Annotated in this window: 19 protein-coding genes; 11 read left to right on the top strand and 8 right to left on the bottom strand. The window is 60.0% G+C overall.

Translation table 11 applies throughout. The annotated features are described in order from the left end of the window. The 11 genes from ATHL_RS16305 to lysS all read left to right on the top strand — a co-directional run. On the top strand, positions 1-461 hold a 461-nt coding region (locus ATHL_RS16305; protein WP_162787774.1), incomplete at its 5' end, for an SdrD B-like domain-containing protein. Positions 462-709: 248 nt separating this feature from the next. Then, positions 710-2107: an efflux RND transporter periplasmic adaptor subunit gene (locus tag ATHL_RS16300; protein ID WP_062195981.1), complete on the top strand. Its 1398-nt coding sequence runs from the start codon at positions 710-712 to the stop codon at positions 2105-2107. 7 nt (positions 2108-2114) lie between these two features. After that, positions 2115-2798 carry an ABC transporter ATP-binding protein gene (locus ATHL_RS16295; RefSeq protein WP_084001624.1) on the top strand — a complete coding sequence of 228 codons (684 nt, stop codon included), beginning with the start codon at positions 2115-2117 and terminating at the stop codon, positions 2796-2798. Beyond that, positions 2795-4021 (top strand): ABC transporter permease, encoded by a 1227-nt coding sequence (locus ATHL_RS16290; RefSeq protein ID WP_062195979.1) that lies wholly within the window; start codon positions 2795-2797, stop codon positions 4019-4021. The genes ATHL_RS16295 and ATHL_RS16290 overlap by 4 nt, the downstream gene beginning before the upstream one ends. Before the next feature lie 81 nt (positions 4022-4102). Continuing rightward, positions 4103-4939: a thioredoxin gene (gene trxA / locus ATHL_RS16285; protein ID WP_062195977.1), complete on the top strand. Its 837-nt coding sequence runs from the start codon at positions 4103-4105 to the stop codon at positions 4937-4939. A gap of 182 nt (positions 4940-5121) precedes the next feature. Beyond that, positions 5122-5922 carry an SDR family NAD(P)-dependent oxidoreductase gene (locus tag ATHL_RS16280; protein ID WP_062195975.1) on the top strand — a complete coding sequence of 267 codons (801 nt, stop codon included), beginning with the start codon at positions 5122-5124 and terminating at the stop codon, positions 5920-5922. A gap of 89 nt (positions 5923-6011) precedes the next feature. Beyond that, complete coding sequence (locus ATHL_RS16275) at positions 6012-6455, top strand: rhodanese-like domain-containing protein (protein WP_084001622.1); 444 nt, start codon at positions 6012-6014, stop codon at positions 6453-6455. 5 nt (positions 6456-6460) lie between these two features. Next, a complete protein-coding gene (locus tag ATHL_RS16270; RefSeq protein ID WP_062195974.1) occupies positions 6461-7702 on the top strand; it encodes a trans-sulfuration enzyme family protein in 1242 nt (413 codons plus the stop codon). A gap of 28 nt (positions 7703-7730) precedes the next feature. After that, positions 7731-8465 carry a class I SAM-dependent methyltransferase gene (locus tag ATHL_RS16265; protein ID WP_062195972.1) on the top strand — a complete coding sequence of 245 codons (735 nt, stop codon included), beginning with the start codon at positions 7731-7733 and terminating at the stop codon, positions 8463-8465. A gap of 177 nt (positions 8466-8642) precedes the next feature. Beyond that, positions 8643-9107: a transcription elongation factor GreA gene (gene greA / locus ATHL_RS16260; RefSeq protein WP_062195971.1), complete on the top strand. Its 465-nt coding sequence runs from the start codon at positions 8643-8645 to the stop codon at positions 9105-9107. Positions 9108-9229: 122 nt separating this feature from the next. Continuing rightward, a complete protein-coding gene (gene lysS / locus ATHL_RS16255; protein WP_062195969.1) occupies positions 9230-10744 on the top strand; it encodes a lysine--tRNA ligase in 1515 nt (504 codons plus the stop codon). 56 nt (positions 10745-10800) lie between these two features. On the opposite strand, the gene pfkA is transcribed toward lysS, so the two are convergent. The 8 genes from pfkA to ATHL_RS16215 form a co-directional block, all read right to left on the bottom strand. Next, entirely contained in the window at positions 10801-11766 is a 966-nt protein-coding gene (gene pfkA / locus ATHL_RS16250) for a 6-phosphofructokinase (protein WP_162787793.1), read from the bottom strand. A gap of 45 nt (positions 11767-11811) precedes the next feature. Next, complete coding sequence (locus ATHL_RS16245) at positions 11812-15702, bottom strand: DNA polymerase III subunit alpha (protein ID WP_062195965.1); 3891 nt, start codon at positions 15700-15702, stop codon at positions 11812-11814. A gap of 197 nt (positions 15703-15899) precedes the next feature. Further along, positions 15900-16112 (bottom strand): heavy-metal-associated domain-containing protein, encoded by a 213-nt coding sequence (locus ATHL_RS16240; protein ID WP_062195963.1) that lies wholly within the window; start codon positions 16110-16112, stop codon positions 15900-15902. 10 nt (positions 16113-16122) lie between these two features. Next, positions 16123-17232, bottom strand: coding sequence for a sulfite exporter TauE/SafE family protein (locus ATHL_RS16235; protein WP_062195961.1), 1110 nt, complete (start codon positions 17230-17232; stop codon positions 16123-16125). Positions 17233-17369: 137 nt separating this feature from the next. Next, on the bottom strand, positions 17370-17819 hold the full coding sequence (locus ATHL_RS16230) for a DUF3592 domain-containing protein (protein ID WP_062195959.1): 450 nt from the start codon (positions 17817-17819) through the stop codon (positions 17370-17372). A gap of 20 nt (positions 17820-17839) precedes the next feature. Continuing rightward, positions 17840-18889 carry a Gmad2 immunoglobulin-like domain-containing protein gene (locus tag ATHL_RS16225; protein ID WP_062195957.1) on the bottom strand — a complete coding sequence of 350 codons (1050 nt, stop codon included), beginning with the start codon at positions 18887-18889 and terminating at the stop codon, positions 17840-17842. 1 nt (position 18890) lies between these two features. Next, positions 18891-19760, bottom strand: coding sequence for a TIGR03619 family F420-dependent LLM class oxidoreductase (locus tag ATHL_RS16220; protein ID WP_062195956.1), 870 nt, complete (start codon positions 19758-19760; stop codon positions 18891-18893). 106 nt (positions 19761-19866) lie between these two features. After that, positions 19867-21369: a carboxypeptidase M32 gene (locus ATHL_RS16215; RefSeq protein ID WP_062195954.1), complete on the bottom strand. Its 1503-nt coding sequence runs from the start codon at positions 21367-21369 to the stop codon at positions 19867-19869. Positions 21370-21380: the final 11 nt, after the last annotated feature.

The following is a 21380-nucleotide window of genomic DNA, read 5'->3' as shown; positions in this document are numbered from 1 at the left end:
CCCCTCTCTTGCCCACCCCAACCCAGCAACGCGGCACCGGTGAGATCTGCATCGTCCTGTTTGCCGATGTCAACGGCAACGCTGTGCGGGAAGAGGGCGAAGGCCCCATTCTGGGCGGGGCAGTAAGCATCACCGACCGGGCCGGCAGTATCTCGCGCACCGGCCTTACTACCGACCAGGATACCCCCCTTTGCTTCCCCGACCTGCCCGAAGGCGACTACAACATCAGCATGGCCGTGCCTCCCGGATACAACCCCACCACCACCACCAATTACCCGCTAAAATTGCTGGCCGGCAACCGCTCGATCATTGATTTCGGCGCGCAGGTCAGCGTGCGCCAGCCGCCTCCGGGCCAGGGTAACGGAAACGGTGCCCGTTCTCCACTCCTGCTCATCGTGGGCGCCCTGCTGATCCTGGGCGGTATCGGTCTGGGGGTCTATTTCCGGTTCCTGCGGCGGTAAAACAGGTTTTCTCTCCAACCTCAACACGGGGGCACGCTTTTCAGGGCGCTGCCCCCGTGTCAAAAATCTATAAGAATGCCTTCAGAAGCTTAACCCTTCCCTTGCCGCCTGCCCAACATCCAGGTATGATAGAAAACATTAAAAAACGGGGTCTCTGAAGAAACTCAGGGCAGGGTAGTTCTTGCCCAAACCACAGACAACCCTCCCCGGGCGTACGAAAGATCGATTAATAAAGAGAGAATACCACCATGAAACGGATCATCACCCTTTTGATCGTCGTCGCTGTGCTGGCGGTAGTCGGTTACTTTGGTCTCCAGGCTTTACAGAAAGCCCAGGCCTCCGTCTCGGGAGCTTTCCAGACCGCCGAGGTAACCCGCGGCGACCTTACCGTCATCGTCGGAGCCACCGGTTCGGTGCGCGCCAACCAGTCGGGAGTCATCAGCTGGCAGACCACTGGCCGCATTGGTGAAATAACCGTCAAAGTCGGAGATCAGGTGAAGGCCGGGCAGACTCTGGCCCGGCTCGATGAGCGTTCTCTCCCACAGTCGATCATTCTGGCCCGCGCCGACCTGGTGAACGCCCAGCGCGAGCTGGATAACCTCCTGAATTCCAACACGGCCTCAGCCCAGGCTTATCAGAACCTGGTGGCGGCCCAGAAGGAATTGAAGGACGCTCAGGATAAACGTGCCAGCCTGCAATACGCTCGCACCTCCCGCGACACCATCGAGGTGGCACGTGCCAACCTGGCGCTGGCAGAAGAGGAAGTGAAAAAAGCCCAGGAATTTTACGACCAGGTGGCCAACCGCCCCGAAAACGACCTTCTCCGCGCCCAGGCGCTCTCGGCCCTGGCCGACGCCAAGAAAAAACGCGACCGAAACAAGGCCAACCTTGAGTATCTGATCGGCAAACCCGACGAACTGGAAGTGGCCGAAGCCGATGCCCGCGTGAAAATGGCCGAGGCGCGCCTGGCCGATGCCCAGCGCGAATGGGAACGCCTGAAGGACGGCCCCGACAAACGGGACATCGAAGCCGCCCAGGCTCGCGTTACGGCCATCCAGTCCACCCTCGATCAGATCGATCTTGAGGCTCCCTTCGCCGGAACCGTGACCGAAGTGCGCTCCAAACCGGGCGATGAAGTGACCCCCGGCACCATCTCCTTCCGCATTGACGACCTTTCTCACCTGCTGGTAGACGTGCAGGTAACCGAGGTGGATATCAACCGTATCAACGTGGGGCAAAAAGCCCGCCTCACCTTCGACGCCATCCAGGGCAAGGAATATGAGGGAGAGGTCATCGAGGTAGGGCAGGTGGGCAACAACGTACAGGGAGTGGTGAACTTCACCGTCACCGTGGAATTGCTCACCAGCGATTCCCAGGTGCGCCCCGGCATGACCGCTGCGGTCAACCTGGTCACCGATGAATTAAAAGATGTGGTGCTGGTACCCAACCGCGCTGTTCGCCTGCGCAACGGCAAGCGGGTGGTGTACCTGCTGAAAAACGGGCTTCCAGAGGTCACCGAAATCCGCCTCGGCTCGACCTCTGACCAGTACAGCCAGGTACTGGAAGGCGTCAAACCGGGGGATGTGCTGGTGCTCAACCCACCGACCGAGTTCCAGGCCGGGCCGCGGGGTGGTTTTGGAAACTGAGCGCGCTATGAACGATTACGTGATCGAGGCATACGACCTCACCAAGATCTATAAAATGGGCTCCGTTGAAGTGCGCGCCCTGGCGGGGGTTTCCTTCAAAGTGCGCCGGGGTGAGGTAGTTTCAATCATGGGGCCGTCCGGCTCCGGAAAGAGCACCCTCATGAACCTCATCGGTTGCCTCGACCAGCCCACTTCGGGGCGTTATATTCTGGATGGTGAGGAAGTTTCCAAACTGAAGGACGACCAGCTGGCCGAAATCCGCAACCGCAAGGTGGGTTTTGTTTTCCAGAGCTTTAACCTGCTGCCACGCGCCACTGCCCTGGCCAATGTGGAACTGCCGCTGCGCTACGCGGGGGTTTCCAAAGGCCGCGCTGAACGTGCCCGCCGTGCCCTCGAGCTGGTGGGACTGGCCGAGCGCATCCACCACCGCCCCAACGAGCTTTCGGGCGGGCAACAACAGCGCGTGGCCATTGCCCGCGCGCTGGTCAACGAACCGGCGATCCTGCTGGCCGATGAACCCACCGGCAATCTGGACTCGAAATCGGGGAAGGAAATCATGGAGCTGATCCTCACCCTGAACCGTGAGCGCGGCACCACCATCATCATCGTCACGCACGACCCGCGCATCGCCGAGCAAACGCAACGGGTCATCCGCCTGATGGATGGATTAATCGTGGAGGGTGGAGCATGAACATTGCCCAGGCCATTATTGAAGCCCTGCAGAGCCTTGCCTCGAACAAGTTGCGCTCCGCACTGACCATTCTGGGAATCGTCATTGGCGTGGGTGCGGTCATCGCCATGCTGGCGGTGGGTAGCGGCGCTCAACAGGCTATCACCGGCTCCATCTCAGGTATTGGCACCAACCTGCTCTTTGTCTTCCAGGGCAACTTCACCGAAGATGTGCGCAACCCCAAACCGCTCACCCTGGGCGACGTGTCTGCCATTCGGGATGTATTCCTGGCCCCCTCGGTGGCCAACGCCGCCCCCGTGATTCAGGGCGATCGCGAAGTCTCCTTTTCAGGAGAGCAAATTCGTTCCACCATCTACGGCATCACCCCCGATTATCTCGTGGTGCGCAATTATCACCTCATCGAGGGAGAACCCATCAACGAAAGCCATTTGCTAGAGCGCGCCTCGGTGGCATTAATCGGCCCCGAGGTCGCCGATAAGCTCTTCGGCGCCCGCGAGGGAGTGGTGGGCTCCACCATCCGCATCGAAGGGCAGCCCTTCCGCGTGATCGGTGTGCTGGAGCCCAAAGGCGGGGGGGCCTTCGGCAGTCAGGATAACGTGGTGCTGGTGCCTTTCGATACCGCCCAGAACCGCCTCATCCGCCGCAGCCGCGACCGCGTGGATGTCATTTTCGTCTCGGCCACCAGCCCCGAAACCGTGCGCAGTGCGGCAGATGAGATCTCGCAAATCCTTCGCGAACGCCATCGCACCGCCATCGGTGCCGACGACTTCACCGTGTTCACCCAGGACGATTTCATTGCCACGGCCAATACCATCACCTCGGTACTGACCATCTTCCTGGGGGGCATTGCCGGCATTTCACTGCTGGTGGGGGGAATTGGCATCATGAACATCATGCTCGTTTCGGTAACCGAACGCACGCGCGAAATCGGCCTGCGCAAAGCCCTCGGAGCGCGCCGCCGCGATATTCTCATCCAGTTCCTCACCGAGTCCTCTCTGCTCAGCCTCATCGGGGGCATTATCGGCATTGGCCTGGGCTGGCTCATCGCCTTCATCGTCGGGCGCATCGCCGCGGCCAACAACACCCTCCTTACCCCGGTGGTGGGCGTTGATGCCATCCTGCTGGCCACTCTCTTCTCCACCGCCGTGGGGTTGTTCTTTGGCATTTACCCGGCCAACCGCGCCGCTAACCTGGAACCTGTAGAGGCCCTGCGCTACGAATAAAATGCAGATTCCGATATAATTCTAACAAGGATAGGGTATAGTATCATCAGCAATACAGGAAATCCCTGAGGAGAGAACCCTATGATGGCCTCTGATTTTATCGTTGATGTTTCTGAAGCGGATTTTGAATACGAAGTGCTGGCGTATTCTCAAAATGTTCCGGTGGTGGTAGATTTCTGGGCCGTGTGGTGCCAGCCCTGCCGCACCCTGGGCCCGATGCTGGAATCGCTCACCCACGAAGCCCGTGGAGCCTTTCGCCTGGCACGGGTGAATGTAGATGAAAACCCCGCGCTCGCCATGCGCTACGGCGTGCGCAGTATTCCTACCGTCAAGGCCTTCAGCCAGGGGCAGGTTGTGGCCGAGTTCGTCGGCTTACAGCCCGAAAACCGCGTTCGTGAATTTCTCACCCGCCTGCTGCCGCCCTCCAAAGACGCCCTCGCCATGGAAAAGGCCTACAGCCTGATGGGCGAACAAAAATGGCGCGAAGCCGAGCGCATCTTCCGCCAGCTCGATGAGGAATTCCCCAACAAACCCGAAGTACAGCTCGGGCTGATCAAATCCATCCTCGCCCAGGGCCACGGCGGCGAAGCGGCCTTCTTACTGCGGCACTTCCCCCCCAGCCGGGAATACGCCGTCGCCGAAAAACTGCTCCCGCTGGCAGAAGACCTGGTTTTGCTCGATCAGGGGAAGCTCCCCGACGAAACCGAGCTTGACGTCATCTACCGAAACAGCCTGCGCCTGGCCCAGCGCGGCAACCTGGAAGCCGCCATGGACGGCCTGCTCGATGTGCTGCGTCAGGACCGCCATTACCGCAACGACCGCGCCCGGCAGGTTTTCCTCGCCATCCTCGAGCTTTACCAGCCCGAAGACCCCACCGCGCGGCAATACCGCAACGAGCTGGCTTCGGTGCTTTTCTAAAAACGAACTGAAGCTCTTCCGCTGGCTCTATCCTCCGCCCCGCTTCATCCGGGGCGGAGTTTTTTTCTTTTCCTCCTTACATCTCTGTTGGTTGATCAAATCGGGCAACCGGGATAGACTTAAACCCGGAACCTTCATCCATCCATCCTTACCCCATCCTCTAGCATGGAGCATCATCCATCATGACCGAACCACCCATTGCCCTCATCACCGGGGCTTCGGCGGGCCTCGGAGCCGCCTTTGCCCGCGCACTGGCCGCGCGCGGCTGCGATTTAATCCTCGTCGCACGTCGGGCCGAGCGCCTGGAGAACCTGGCACAGGAAGTGATGCACCAGACCGGCCTCAAGGCCGAACCTCTCTGCGCCGACCTGACCCGCCCGGAAGACCTGCACCGTGTGGAAGAGCGCATCCGCCGCCTGCCGCACCTCGACTATCTCATTAATAACGCTGGCTTTGGAGTGCGCGGCCTCTTTGCCGATTCAGACCTGGAGCGGCAGACCGCCATGGCCAACCTGCACATGCTGGCCACCATGCGCCTTACCCGTGTGGCACTGCCGGGCATGCTCGACCGCCGCCGCGGGAACATCATCAACGTTTCCTCGTTGAGCGCCTTCATCACCCTGCCCGGGAGCATTCATTACAGCGCCACCAAAGCCTATCTCAACACCTTTTCCGAAGGCCTGGCCCGCGAGGTATCCTGCCTGGGCATCCGGGTGCAGGCGCTGTGCCCGGGATTCACCCTCACCGAATTCCATGCCACACCGGCCTATGTTTCCATGCGCGCCTACGAGCGCATCCCGCGTTTCTTCTGGGATCCTCCCGAAAAGGTGGTAGAAGCCTCACTCCGCCACCTGCCCCACGGGCCGGTGGTCTTTGTGCCGTTTTTTAAGAACCAGGTACTGGCGTTCGGCGCCCGCCTTGGGTTAACCGGCCTCTTTTACCGCATTGTGATCGGCTGGTTCCGCAGACGCCCCCCCATGTAACCCCAGGCATGGTCGGTGCATCTAAAGAGACATCTTGATCACCTCTGGGTTTCCAGAGAACTCTCGCTCATCTCCATGGAGGATTTTTTATGCCCGCAAACAAGAGGCACACCCCCGCCCGAAAACCAGCCTTCCCTGCCTGGGCCGGCTGGCTGATCGCCCTGCTGGTGCTGGGCGCTGTGGCTGCCTTCGCTGTCCTTTCCCGGACTAACCCCACCACCGTAGCCCTGCCCCCCGAAGTAAGCGTGCAGCAGGCCCGTGAACTGGTGAACGAAGGCGCTTTCCTGCTCGATGTGCGCACCCCGCTGGAATGGGATGAAGCTCACGTCGCCGGTGCCACCCTCATCCCCCTCGACCAGCTGGAAACACGCCTTTCTGAACTGCCCCGCGACCGGAAGATCGTGGTCATGTGCCGCTCCGGGAACCGCAGTGCCACCGCGCGTGACCTGTTGAAACAGGCGGGTTTTGAGCAGGTCACCAGCATGGCCGGGGGCATCAATCAGTGGCGGGCGGCAGGTTTTCCGGTAGAATAGGGGGCATGACGCACATTTCTCCAACCCATGGTCTGGGCACCCTGGTCAATCACATCGGTGAACAGGGTGACCCCCTGCACGCCCACATCGCACCCATCTATCAGACGTCCACCTTTCGCTTCCCTGACGTCGAAAGCGGGGCGGCCATGTTTCGCGGCGAAGAAGATGGCTTCATCTACACCCGCTACGACAACCCCAGCTTTCGGCCTGTAGTGGCCAAACTGGCAGCCCTCGAAGGCCTCGACCTGATCCACCATCAGCCAGCTGCCCCGCTGGAAGAGGTCGTCTCGGCCCGTCTCTTTTCTTCCGGCATGGCGGCCATTACCAGTGCCATTCTCGCCTGCGTTCAGGCCGGAGATACCATCATCGCTCAGAACTCGCTCTACGGGGCGACCTACAACTTCCTTCACGATGTTGCCCCGCGCTTTGGCATCCGCGTTGTCTGGGTGCACGATCCTTCCCCCGCTGGCTGGGAAGCGGCCTTCAGCCAGAACCCCGGCGCGCGCATCGCTTACGCCGAGACCCCCATCAACCCCACCCTGCGGTTGATTGATCTGTCGGCTGTAGCAGAAATCGCACATCATTCTGGCGCGTGGTTGTTCGTTGACAATACCTTCGCCTCGCCCTATTGCCAGCGCCCCCTCAGCCTGGGTGCCGACGTGGTACTTCACGCCACCACCAAATATCTGGCCGGGCACGGCGTGGTGGTTGGCGGGGCAGTGATCAGCCGGCATGTGGGGTTTATCGCTGGCCCCCTCTATACTGCGCTCAAGATTTACGGCGGCAGCCCCAGCCCCTTTGATGCCTGGCTGACCAACCTCGGCCTGAAGACGTTCGAATTGCGCATGGCCAGGCACTGCGCCAATGCGCTTGAAGTGGCCCGCTGGCTGGAGCACCACCCGGCTGTGGCCACAGTCCATTATCCCGGCCTGGAGAGTCACCCCGACCATGCACTGGCACGGCGGCAAATGTTCGATTACGGCGGCATGGTCTCCTTTGAACTCAAAGGCGGCCTGGAAGCCGGTAAAAAGCTCATGGAAGGTGTGCGCGTCTCCACACTGGCTGTCAGCCTGGGCAACACCGATTCGCTCATCTGCCACCCTGCCAGCATGACGCATTCGGCAGTCTCGCCGCAAGACCGCGCCGCCATGGGCATCAGCGACGGCCTGGTGCGCTTTTCGGTGGGCATCGAGAACGCCGCCGACCTCATTGCCGATTTAGAACAGGCACTTGCGGGGTTGGCGTGAGAATCGGGCCGCCCCACCGGGGAAAAAGATGAGCACAACTCCTTCTGCCAAAGCCGCCCTGCGCGGCGAACCTTCTTACGTGTGGCGTGCCGGGCAGGAACGCCGCCTGAGGATGATTCTGGACGCCGCCGGTGCGCTCGCTTCTGGAATGGTTCTGGATAACGGCTGCGGGGTGGGCATGTACCTCGGCAGGCTGGCCGAACAGGCCCGCTGTGCGGTGGGGGTGGAATACGAACACGAGCGCGCCGTTTCGGCTCTGGCTCGCGCCGCATGTGTGGCCTGCGCCGCTGGCGAGGCTTTGCCCTTCCCGGCCGAAACCTTTGACCTGGTGCTCAGCCACGAAGTGCTGGAGCATGTGGCAGATGACCGCCGCGCGCTGGAAGAGATCATCCGGGTGCTGCGCCCCGGGGGGCGGTTGATTCTCTTCTGCCCCAACCGCGGCTACCCGTTTGAAACCCATGGCATCTTCTGGCGCGGAGAGTATCACTTTGGCAATATTCCTCTGGTCAATTACCTGCCCCGCGCCCTGCGCAATCACCTTGCCCCGCACGTACGCGTCTATTCCACGCGCGATCTGCAACACCTCTTCCACGGATTGCCCGTACGTATCGTCTCCCGCACGATCATCTTCGGCGCCTACGACAACATCATCGCTCGCCTCCCCCGGGTGGGGCGGGGACTGCGTTCTTTACTGCAATGGCTGGAGCGCACCCCCCTGCGCGGGCTGGGGCTTTCTCATTTCTGGGTGGTCGAGCGGCTCTGACGGACACCTGTTCGAATGATCTTGCACACTGGCAACTTCTATGCTAATATAGAAGCGTCCTTCAGAGGGGAAGGACGTCTGGTCTGAAAAGAAACGCCTATCGCTCCGCTCTGGAGTGTTTTTTATCTTTTAAGGCCAGTGCAATCACTCAACTATGCAACCTGGAAGGATGACAAGATGCCCACCTCATTCCTGACGCGTGAAGGCTACGCCAAATTGCAAGAGGAGCTTGAGTTCCTGCGCACCAAAAAGCGCGAGGAGATTGCCCAGCGCCTCCACGAAGCACTGGAGGGCGGGGAATTGATTGAAAACGCTGAATACGAAGCCGCTAAAAACGAGCAGGCTTTCGTCGAAGGGCGCATCAAAGAACTGGAGATACTCCTGGCTACGGCGCGTGTGATTGACGAAAAGCCCCCTTCCAGCGGCACGGTTCAGGTTGGCTCTACGGTCACCATTCAGGAAGGAGACAGCGAGCCTGAGGTCTATACCATCGTCGGAGCGGCTGAGGCCGACCCCACCCAGGGACGCATTTCCAATGAGTCGCCGCTGGGCCGCGCCTTATTAAACAAAAGAGCCGGTGACCGGGCCGTGGTGGATGCCCCTCAGGGCTCCTTTGAAGTGACCATCTTGAAGGTAGAGTAACCACGGGGTCGAAGTGTTCAGACCCCGCCCGGATCGAACCATCTGGGCGGGGTTTTCTTTCGCAAACCACTCGCATCTCCTCACCGGGGTAACCCGTTGAGCTGAAGGAGTAAAAAACCGAGATGAAATTTACCGATCTTGAAAAAATTCGTGTTGAAAAAATCGAACGTATGCGCCAGGCGGGTATTGAGCCTTACCCTACCCGCAGTGAAGTCACCCATACCACCGCCGAGGCCATCCGCCTTTTCACCGAGGGTGAACAGGCCGGCCGTACCGACCCCGTTCAGGTGACCGTTGGCGGGCGCCTGCGTTCCATCCGCCTGATGGGCAAGGTGTATTTCGCGCATATCGAGGATGGCTGGGGGCGGCTCCAGCTGTTCTTCCGCATCAACGACCTGGGCGAAGAAGCCATGGAACAGTTCCGCGAGTTCTTCGATCTGGGCGACTTTATTCAGGCCGGCGGAGAAATGTTCCGCACCCGTTCGGGCGAAATCACCCTGCATGTGCGCCATTACAAAATGCTCGCCAAGGCTATCACCCCCCTGCCTGCCGCCAAAGACGAGGTGGTCGATGGTGAGGTGGTGCGCCACGCGGCCCTCACCGACCCCGAAACCCGCTACCGCCAGCGCTATGCCGACCTGGCCGTCAACCCTGAGGTGCGCGAGGTCTTCCGCACCCGCGCACGTGTGGTGAAGGCTCTACGCGATTACCTGGATAACCTGGGGTTCCTTGAGGTCGAAACCCCCATCCTTCAGCCCATTTATGGGGGTGCGGCGGCGCGGCCTTTCGTCACCTACCATAATCAGCTCAAACAGAACCTTTATCTGCGCATTTCTTTTGAGCTGTACCTGAAGCGCCTGCTGGTGGGCATGCTCGATCGCGTCTACGAAATCGGCCGCGACTTCCGCAATGAGGGCGTTTCTTACAAGCACAACCCCGAGTTCACCCAGCTCGAATTCTATATGGCCTATGCCGATTACCTGAAGATCATGGAAATTACCGAAAACATGATCGCTCACGTGGCAGAGACGGTGCTCGGCAAACGGGTGATCTCTTTCAACGGGCATGAAATTGACCTCACCCCCCCGTGGCGGCGGCTGGAATTGCGCCAGGGCATCCTCGAAGTGACCGGTATTGACATCGACGCTCACCCCACTGCCGACTCACTGGCCGAGGCCATGCGCGCGCATGGAATGCAGCCCAAACCGGGCTACTCTCGCGGAAAGCTGATCGACTCACTGCTGGGAGATTTTCTGGAGCCCACCCTCATCCAGCCCACTTTCCTTTATAACTACCCGCGCGACATTTCACCGCTGGCCAAATCCATGCCCGGCAACCCCCAGATTACCGAGCGCTTTGAAGGGTATGTGGGTGGTATGGAGCTGTGCAATGCGTTCACCGAACTCAACGACCCTCTCGATCAGGAACAGCGTTTTCTGGAGATGGGACGCGACTACAACCCCGAGGATGAAGAACGCCATCCCATGGACGAAGATTACCTGCGGGCCATGTCTTACGGCATGCCGCCCCAGGGCGGTTTTGGCATGGGCATTGACCGACTGACCATGCTGCTCACCGACCGCCACACCATCCGCGAAGTGATTCTCTTCCCACACCTGCGCGAGTCCGGCGAATAATAGCATGGACGAAAAAAGCCCCTGAAGGCCAAAACCTTCAGGGGCTTTTTAATCCCTCATCGCGCCAGCATCCGCGCCATCTTCATATATTCTTCGCTGAGCGTGCGCGGGCGAGAGACCACCTGGGAAAGCGGTACGGGCACAATCTCACGCCCGTCCAGGCCGGTCATCACCCCGGTTTGCCCACTCAGCAGAAATTCAACCGCCTTTACACCAAAACGGGTGGCCAGGAAGCGATCAAAGGCCGTCGGTTTCCCGCCGCGCTGAACATGCCCGAGCACGGTCACACGGGTATCGAACCCCAGCTTCATTTCTTCCAGCTTTTGCGCCAGCTCGGTCGCGTTCAGTTTAGCGCCTTCCGCCACCACAATGATACAGTGGAGCTTCCCACGCTTATACGCTTCGTCCACTGCGGTGGCCACCTCTTCAAAGGGGGTCTCAAACTCGGGCACCACCACCATTTCCGCGCCGGTAATAATGCCTGCCTGCACCGCCAGGTAACCACAGTGGCGCCCCATTGTCTCCACCAGGAAAGCCCGGTTGTGCGAAGAGGCGGTGTCGCGCAGTTTATTGATGGCATCCACAATGGTATTGAGCGCCGTATCCACCCCGATGCACATATCGGTGCCGAAAATGTCATTGTCAATCGAGGCCGGAATACCCACCACCGGAACCCCCTGGGCGGCCAGCGCCATTCCACCGGTGAGCGAGCCATCTCCACCCAGGATCACCAGCGCATCGATCCCGGCATTGTTGAGGTTGCGAATGGCTTTGCGCTGGCCTTCCGGGGTTTTGAATTCCATGCTCCGTGCAGTGCGCAGGAACGTACCGCCGCGCTGCAGGATTCCCCCCACATCGCGCGCGCCGAGTTCCTTGAAGCGCGCATTGAGCAATCCTTCGTACCCGTCTTCAATGCCAATCACCCGCAACCCATTCGCCAGGCCTGCGCGCACCACAGCCCGAATGCCGGGGTTCATCCCCGGTGAATCTCCCCCCGAAGTCATAACACCGATTGTATGAATGTTGGAGCGAAACATGGCTTCCTCCTCAAAAGAATGCAGAATGATCTAATGAATGCGCAACGGGGTGATGCGCACATTTTCCTCGCCCACCAGCTCGGCCAGTTTCTGGAGCAGCAGCGGCGAAATGCCAGTAGAGTCATTGGGAAACTCCAGCTGATAGCGGCGACTCCCCTCACAGATGAGGAACGCAAACCGATCGTGCCCGGGGAAGGAGCGCAACCGCCCGTAGACCATCTTCAAGCGCCGCACGTCGCGCTCGCGGTCACCCGTCGCGTGAAGCACCACCACCACCATCCGCGGCTCATCACTCTCAGGGTCCACCACCGGCAGAATGGTCGGCGCGAGGATCGGCGGCGGGGGTTGCCCCATCACCCGTTGTTCCAACCCCTGCAGCGCCGCGGCTCTGGAAGGCGCCAGCGGTTCTGGGGCCATCTTCTGCTCCACAGCCGGTTTCTCATCCTTCTGCGGAGCGGGCGGCGGGGTATCTACCGGGGCCGACCAGCCGGGGAGGTACTGTTCCCAATCCGGCGGTTCTTCCGGCGGCACCAGATCATCCACCGGCTGATAGGGAGCAGAGACCGGAGAGGGTTCGGCCACACGGTGGGTTTCACCGGTCACAGCGGGAACCGGGTACGGTTCTTCCTCCTCCGGAGCGGGGTTTTCTTCTTCGTCCACTGCAAAACCGTTCGAGGGCAGGAAGAGCGGTTCCTCACCTGCCAGGTTTTGTTCCTCGAGCGGCACCTCGCTCAGCTTATCCACCAGCACCTTGGGGTCGGCTCCCTCCTGGTCTACCTTGCCTTCGGCGATCAGCACGGCATCAGGTTGCACCAGCGTATGGTATTTTTCCCAGGCTTTGGGGAAAATCACCAGCTCAATATTTCCCTGAAAATCCTCCAGGGTGACGAAGCCCATCGTATCGCCTTTCTTGGTCTGGTGGTTGCGAAAACGGGTCACCATCCCGGCCACCGTCACCGAGGCACGGTTGGGGGCCTCGTGCAGCTGGGCGGAAAAATGGGTCACCCGCTGGCGTAACACCGGCAGATACGGGTTGAGCGGATGATCTGAAACATACAGGCCGATTAATTCCCGCTCCCATTCGAGCTGTTCACGGCTATCGGTAGAGGCACTGAAGGACGGCAGGGAGATCGAATCGACCTCTCCACCGAGGCTACCAAAAATGCTCAGCTGGCCGCTCTGCAACGCGCGGAAATGGCTGGCGCTGACCGCCAGAATCTGGTCCAGAGCTTCCAGCAGGGCGCGCCGTGAAGCAAAACGGTCCAGCGCTCCCACTTTGATCAGACATTCCAGGGCACGTTTCCCGACTGCCCGCAGATCCACCCGCAAAGCGAAATCGTGAAGCGAGGTAAAAGCCCCACCCTCTTCACGCGCCTGCAAAATCAGGTCTACCGGCCCCTGACCGACGTTCTTCACCGCCCCCAACCCAAAACGAATGGCGCTCTTGCCGTCCGGCAGATCTTCAATGGTGAAATCATACCCGCTGGTGTTGATATCCGGCGGGAGGACGGGGATGCCCATACTGCGGCAATCGGCCACATAAAACGCCACCTTGGCCGAATCGTTCTTGGAGGCCGAGAGAAGGGCGGTCATATATTCAACCGTGAAGTGGGTTTTCAGGTAAGCCGTCTGCACGGCGATCACGCCGTAATCGGCCGCGTGCGATTTATTGAACCCGTACCGGGCGAATTCTTCCCACTCGGCGAAGATGGCTTCTGCCGTCTCGCGGGGTATGCCCCGCTCAACCGCCCCTTTAACAAACTTCTCCTGGTGTTTGACCAGTTTATCCTTCTGCTTTTTGGCGATTGCCTTGCGCAGCTCATCCGATTCCGAAAGGGTGTAGCCCGCCAGATCAACCGCGGCGCGCATGATCTGTTCCTGGTAAACCGGAATGCCGTACGTCTCACGGAAGATCGGCTCCAGCTTTTCATGCAGGTATTTCACCGGCTCTTCACCGTGCATGCGCCGAATGTAGGTGGGAATGAACTCCAGCGGTCCAGGGCGGTAAAGCGCCACCATCGCGATCACATGATCGAGGTTGCGCGGACGCATCTGCACCAGAAAACGCGTCATCCCCGTGCCTTCCAGCTGGAAGACCCCTGCGGTGTGCCCCTGGCTGAGAAATTCGAACGTTTCCGGGTCATCGATGGGAATGGTGCTCAGATCGTAATGCACCCCGTGGCGTTTTTCAATCAGGTCGCAGGCGCGCTGCATGATGGTGAGCGTTGCCAGCCCGAGGAAATCCACCTTGAGCAGCCCCAGCGATTCGATGATCGACATCTCAAACTGAGTGACCGTCTTGATCGGCGAACTCTCATCGGCGTTGCCGGTAGGGCGGTGCAACGGAATATAGTTAATCACCGGCTCATCGCTGATGACCACTCCCGCCGCATGGGTACCGGCATTCCGCACCACCCCTTCCATTTTGGCCGCCGTATCGATCAAGGTGCGCAGGTAATCCTGTTCATCATAGATTTTCTTCAGCTCAGGCACCTGCTCAAGAGCATCCTTCACACTCACCGGCTTGCCGGGGATGTTCGGGATGAGCTTGCTCACCCGGTCTACTTCTGTCAGGGGAATATCCATCACTCTGCCCACATCGCGAATGGCCGCGCGCGCGCCCAGCGTGCCAAACGTGATGATCTGCGCCACCCGGTCATCGCCATATTTGCGCGCGGTATATTCGAGCATCTCAGGGCGGCGGTCATCCTGAAAGTCCAGGTCAATATCGGGCATGGAAATACGCCCCGGGTTCAGGAAGCGTTCAAAGATCAGCCCGTGATGGATCGGCTCCACCAGGGTGATATTGAGGGTGTAGGCCACCAGCGATCCGGCTGCCGACCCGCGCGCGTTGTACCAGATGCCCCGCCGGGTGGCTTCGCGGCACAGATCCCAGACGATGAGGAAGTAGGCATCAAAGCCCATCTGGTGAATGACGCTCAGCTCATAATCCAACCGCTGGCGCACCTCAGGGTCACCGGCGCGTTCACCAAAGCGCCGCTTCAGGCCTGCTTCGCATAATTCCCGCAGGTAAGTCTCGGCCGTGTGACCCTCAGGCACCGGAAAGCGCGGCAGATGATACCCCTTGTTGGAAAGATCCACATTACAGCGCTCGGCAATCAACAGAGTATTGCTGAGCGCCTCGGGCACCTCGGCGAACAAACGCGCCATTTCTTCGGGCGGGCGCAGATAAAAGCTATCCACACTCATGCGCATGCGGTTGGCTTCGGTGAGAAGGTTGCCCGTTTGAATGCACAGCAGAATGTCCTGAAGGCGGGCATCTTCCGGCTGGATGTAATGCACATCGTTGGTGGCAATATAGCGCGCCCGATAACGTTTCCCCAGTTGCATCAGCGCCCGGTTCACTTCCTGCAATTCAGGAATGGCGTGTTCCTGTAATTCAAAGAAGAAGTTTTCTGCGCCAAAGACCTCGTAATACCAGTCCAGCAACCGGGTAGCCTCTTCGGGGCCTTTTTCGCGGATCATGCGCGGCACCTCTGCCGAGAGGCACCCCGTGGTGCAGATCAACCCCTCACTGTGAGTCGCCAGGAAATCGTGATCGATACGCGGGTAGTAGTAGAACCCCTCCAGCTGTGCGGCGCTGGCAATTTTCAGCAGGTTCTGGTAGCCCGTCTGGTTATATGCCAGAAGCAGCAAATGGCTCGACTGTTTATCCAGCCGGGCGTCGCGATCTTTCATCCCGCGGGCGGCCATATAGCCTTCCAGCCCGATGATCGGCTTCACCCCGCTGGCAAGCGCGGCGTTGTAGAATTCGATCACCCCGAACATCGTACCGTGGTCGGTGAGAGCCACAGCAGGCATCCCCAGTTCTTTGGCGCGCGCGGTCAGCTTCTTCAGGTCAGAGAAGCCATCGAGCAGGGAGTATTGAGAGTGGACGTGTAAATGCACGAAGGACGTCATCGGGTTGTGCCCCTGAGTTCGGAAGGCAGGATCAGACCATCAGCGGCAGAGTGCTCTGCCTCTCTCGATAAGCTCATTATAATCATGTTGGCCTGTAAGCCTGATTAGAAAATGGGTGATTTTTCGATCCAGACGCACCCGTGGTGCGAGGGCTCATTATACCTGAAGGTGAAACCCCCAAAACTTAAAAAATGGCGCTACGCCTGCGCAGTATATCCCAGCCGGGCAATGGCTGCGCGCAGCTGTTCCTCGCTTAACTGTGTTTCGTCGAACTCCACTTCCAGAGTCTGGCGGTGATAACTCCCCCGGATGTACCGGATGCCCGGCAGGTCATCTTCCAACCCTTCCAGGCGCATGACACAGTTAGCGCAGTGCATATCTGAAATGACAAAGGTTTTCTTCACCATCATTCGCCTCGCCCTATTGAAAGGTAATCACCCCGGTGAACATCCCCATCGAGCAGGTGAACTGCAGGCGGGTACCGGGCTTTTGAGGGGGAATATCCAGCGTCTCGACGCCCCTGGCAGGCAAGAGAGCTGAGAGATCAAGCGATGGGATCAGGAACGCCCGCGAACACGAATAGGTTCCCCGGGTAACCAGCTGGAGCTGGACGGGCTGGTTGGCCGGAGCCCGCACCCGGTCGGGGGTGTAGCCGTTGTCACCCACCTCAATGGTGATTTTATCCGAAACGGGGACCGCGTCCTGCCGGGCGAAGGGAGAAATCCCCCCGTCGCCAGAGGCTGAAAAGGACTGCAGGCCTGTCCCCGGCGAAACGGCCTCGGCCACCATGCGCGGCAGGCGTGAAAGCGACACCGGCGAACCCACCAGGTTCAACCCGCCATCCAGCGTCCAGAGTCCCAGCAGGATCAACCCGGCGGCAGCCACCCGGGCGAAGTTCTTCTCCAGCAGTGCCCCCAGGCGCATGGCAAGGTAAGTAAGCCCGAAGAAAACCGGACTGGCGCCCAGCGTAAACGCAAAGAGGATGCCCGCCCCCAGCAGAGGGCTGCCCGTCCCCATGGCCAGCGCCATCATCGACTGAGTCACCCCGCAGGGAATGAGCACTGTCATCGCTCCGAGCACCAGCGGAGTCAGCCCGGTGGCCTGTTTGGACTTTCTGCGCAGAGCGCGGGTTACCCGCGCGGGCGGCTCGAGGTTGAAATACCGGAAAACCGGATGCACCTGAAGCATACGCAGGGCATTGCCCACCATAAAGATGCCAATCGCAATCTGAAGTGCCCCGCGCATCCCGGGCGTGAGCGAAAGCACCGAACCCAGCGCTCCCAGGGCAAACCCCAGCACTGTATAGGCAAACAGCTTTGCTCCCAAAAACAGGAGAATGGGCTGTAAAAGGTTGCGCCCCGCGGCAGAACCCCGCGTTCCCTGGCCCGAGCGAGCGGGTTTCCGGGTACGCAGTTCGGCTTCCAGCTGGCTGGCGAGCGAAGTGGTCAACAGCCCGCCCTGCACGAGCATACAACTCAAACCGCCTGTAGTCAGGCCGGTGATCAGCGCCACCATCCAAAGGGGATCCATGGTTTCCTGTGTCTCCGTATTCCAGGGATACCCTATTATAAACGGAATGTAACACGATGAATCAGATCATTGATAGATGATTCGCCGTGATTAAAATCACGTTTCTCACGGCCGGGCAGCAGGCAACCACCCGCCTCTCAAACGTCCAGGTAGGCTTCGCGAACCACCGTACTGCGCGGATGCTCCGGGTCCACCAAAAGCGTCACCCAGTCTCCAGGTTGGATCTTTCGGGTACGCCGGTTGGTGTGCAGATGGCAGACCGCACGGGCTTTTTCTTTCTTTTGCCCGTACTCAACCACCACCCGCCCGCGGTCGCGGTAGAAAGATGCGCTCACCACCCTGGCACGCACTTCCTGCCCCACCTCAAAAAGATGTCGGATGCGCAAAAAGCGCCACAGAATGACCACCAGCGCCAGCACGCTGACCCCCGCCGCAAAGAGCAAATAGAATGTTTCATCGCGGAAAGTCCAGCGGAAAATCTTAAAGAGCACGAGTATTCCCCAGACGGTGCCAATGCTGGTAGCAGAAAAAGTGGAAAGATAATCCGTATCCAGCACGCGCCAGAAAGTTGGTGAAGGCTTTTCCATGGGCAACCATCCTTTGGGTTTTACGGTTCAAGAACGACTTGCATCGAGGCAAGCGCAGCAAGCCCGGGAATGCGCGGGTCTTCCTGATAAAACGTGAGGCGCACCGGCGTGGGGGACTCTACCCGGTAGGGAATTTCCAGCAAAAAGGGAGTGTGGCTCTGATCTCCGCCTGGTGGAGCTACCGTAAACTGCTGAGAAGCCACCACCCGGCCATCTTCCGCAATACATTCTACCACGATGGGCGACTCGTTCACCGGCCTTGCCAGTCCGCTCACCAGTAGAGAACCTCCGCGCACCCGCTGTCCTTCCTGAGGAAAGCGTATCAGATACGGCTGCTGGGTGATGACCGGGGGGTAAATTTCCGCCCGACCCACGCGCATGAGCACCACCTCCACCGACATCCAATCCATGAGCCGCCCGAATCGGTCGCGTGTTGAAACCTGCAGTCGGCCCGTTTCGGCCATGGCTACAATTTGATACGGAATCTGGGGGTAGAAAGAAATCGAACGCCCGCGATATTGAACATAATTGAAATCTTCCCGGTAGAGGGTACGCCCATCCTCACCGAGCAATTCCACCCGCACCACCCCGTCCTCGCCAGGAATGGCGTTGATCTCCGCCTGAATGGGCGAAAGCACCCGGGAGAGAAGCCCCGGCCGCAGGATGCCCAGGCGCGGTGGCGGTGGAGTGGGGGTATTGGTAATGGTGGGAGTGAGGGTGATGGTAGGCGTGCGCGTGGGAGTGCGCGTGCGGGTGGGAATGCGCGTGCGCGTAGGGGTGCGGGTGGGGGTAGGGCTTGGCCCGGGAGTGATGGTTTCGCTTGGGGTAAGAGTCGGCGTGGGCGTAGCGCTGGGCTCGGGGGTAAACGTGGGCGCAGGCGTGGCCGTGGGCGGCGGCGGGGTATCTGTGAGGCTGGGTTCAGGTGAAGGTGAGAAGGTAACTGTGGCAGTCACCGACGGGCTGGGGGTGGGGGTGAACAGGTTGGAGAGCGAAAGGTTTTCACCGCACCCCGCCAGCAGCCCCACTGCCAGAGTCATCCACCCGAGAAACAACCAGCCCCGGGCTTTCATTTCACCCTTCCAGTTGCGGCATCACCTCGCGCGCGAAGAGCCGCATCGCGCGCTCCCGCTCTGGCTGAGTCTCGGCCAGAAAATGCAGCACAGCACAGGTGGCACCCGCCTGCTGATAGGCGCGCAGGCCTTGCACCAGCACGTCCACATCTCCCCCCAGCGCCACTCCCTCGCGAGGTTCGCCGTTGAGCGCCACCGTCAGCCTTGGAGCCACTTCAAAGGGGCGCCCTGCCAGGAAGGGCCGGGCAATCTGCAACCGGTCACCGAGTTCCCCGGCGGTCAGTCCTACGGGATGCCAGCCATCGGTGAGCAGGGCCGCCCGGCGCAGGGCGCGCAGAGAGTTCCCCGCCGTCCAGAGAGGCGGCCCCCCCGCCTGCACCGGTGCCGGTGCAAATTGCAACCGCTCAAAGTGATAATACCGCCCCTCGAAAGAGATGATGCGCCCACCCCGCCAGAGGGTACGCAGAACCTGGATGGCCTCATCCATCCGCCTGCCACGGTTGGTAAAATCGTAGCCAAGGTTGGCATATTCTCCCTTGGACCAGCCAATCCCCACTGCCACCACCAGCCGCCCTCCCGAAAGCACATCGATGGTGGCAAGCACCTTTGCCATTTCAACCGGGTTTCTTTGCGGCAACACCAGGGCCGAAATTCCCAGCCGCACCGAACCCGTGCTGGCCGCCAGGTAGGCCAGGGTAGAAACCGCTTCGAGAATGGGAACATAAGTGGGGCCATCGCTCTCAGGCTGGGCAAAATGATCGGTCGTCCAGACCGAATCGAAGCCCAGGCTTTCAGCGGCCAGGGCGGTATCGAGTACCGCCAGGCGTCCGGCCTGAGGGCCATAATTGGGGAGAATCACGCCAAACTTCATCACCGAATCCTTCCAGAAAGCGCCATCTGCACGTAAGAGGGGCCAGGGACTGGGAACGCACCCGGGGGCTTTCTCGCCTTCCCTCCCCGGCCCCTCCGATTAACGATTACAGACCGTAAATCTGGCCAAATTTCTCCCGCAGATAACGCAGATAAGGCTGCGGGTCAATTCGAGAGCCGGTTGCTTTTTCTACCAGCACCTGCGGCTCGTATTTTGCCCCATGGCGATGCACCTTCTCGCACAGCCAGGCCAGCAGGTTGGCAAACTGCCCGCGGGCAATTTGCTCTTCCAGGTCAGGCAGATCGTGATGCATCTTTTCCCAGAGCTGTACCGAAACCAGGTTCCCCAGCGCGTAAGTGGGGAAGTACCCCACAAGCCCACTCGACCAGTGAATATCCTGAAGCACCCCGTGCGCATCATCGGGCGGGGTGAGGCCGAGGAAGGCCTGCATGTGGCTGTTCCAGGCTTCAGGCAGGTCTTTCACCTCCAGGCTGCCTTCCATGAGTGCAATTTCAAGCTCCAGGCGCAGCATAATGTGCAGGTTATAGGTAGCCTCATCGGCTTCCACACGGATCAGAGAAGGCTCCACACGGTTCACCGCCCTGTAGAACGCTTCCAGGCTCACGTTCCCCAGCTGACCCGGGAAGATCTCCTGCAACCGCGGATAGAAAAACTTCCAGAAAGGCAAAGAGCGCCCGACCAGGTTTTCCCACATGCGCGATTGTGACTCGTGCACCGCCATCGATGCCCCGGTCGCCAGGGGTGTGCGGCGCAGCGCCTGGCCGATCCCCTGATCGTAGAGGGCATGACCGCACTCGTGCATGGTGCCAAAAATCATGGTGTTGAAGAATTGCGGATCAACGCGGGTGGTGATACGCACATCACCCAGGCCGAAGCTGGTGGTGAAGGGGTGGGCGGCTTTGTCCTGGCGCCCGCGTTCCCAGTCATACCCAAAGCGGGTGATCACCTCCACGCCGAAATCCCACTGGGCCTGTTCGGGGAACGCCTGATGCAGGAAGCCTGCTTCTACCTGCGGGCGCGCGGCAATGGCTTTCACCAGCTCCACCTGAACGGGCCTCACGCGAGCAAAAATGGCCTGAACTTCCTCCGTCTTCATGCCCGGCTCATAATCGTCGAGCTGGGGATCGTAAATGTGCGTGAAAGGGGCAAAGAAGGTAGAATATTCCCGACGCAGTTGAATGATCTCTTCCAGATACGGGCGGAAAGATGCAAAATCATTGTTCCGGCGCGCCTTCACCCAGGCTTCCTGCCCGAGGGTGGTAGCCTGCGAGAATGCCTCTACCCAGCGCGCGGGAACGCGCGCATGTTTTTCCTGCAAACGGCGGGTAACCCGCAACAGGCAGGCCTCCTCCGAGTCCGGATCGAGCTGGCTGGCCAGGGGAGCTAAATCGTCAAGCAGGTGGGCCATTTCATCCGAGACCCAGCGCTCATGCTCCAGCCGCGCCAGGGTGGCGAGCTGGTTGCCGCGGTCTTCCGCACCACCGGGTGGCATATACGTTTGCTGATCCCAGCCCAGCACGGCCTGGGCGTGGCTCAGATCATCGATCTCTGCCAGCAGGCCTTTCAAACGTTGCAGTTTTTCTTCCATTCCTGTACATC

Origin of the sequence: Anaerolinea thermolimosa, assembly GCF_001050195.2 — a bacterium.
GTDB classification, from domain to species: Bacteria; Chloroflexota; Anaerolineae; order Anaerolineales; family Anaerolineaceae; genus Anaerolinea; species Anaerolinea thermolimosa.
This window is presented reverse-complemented; position numbering and strand designations above follow the sequence as displayed.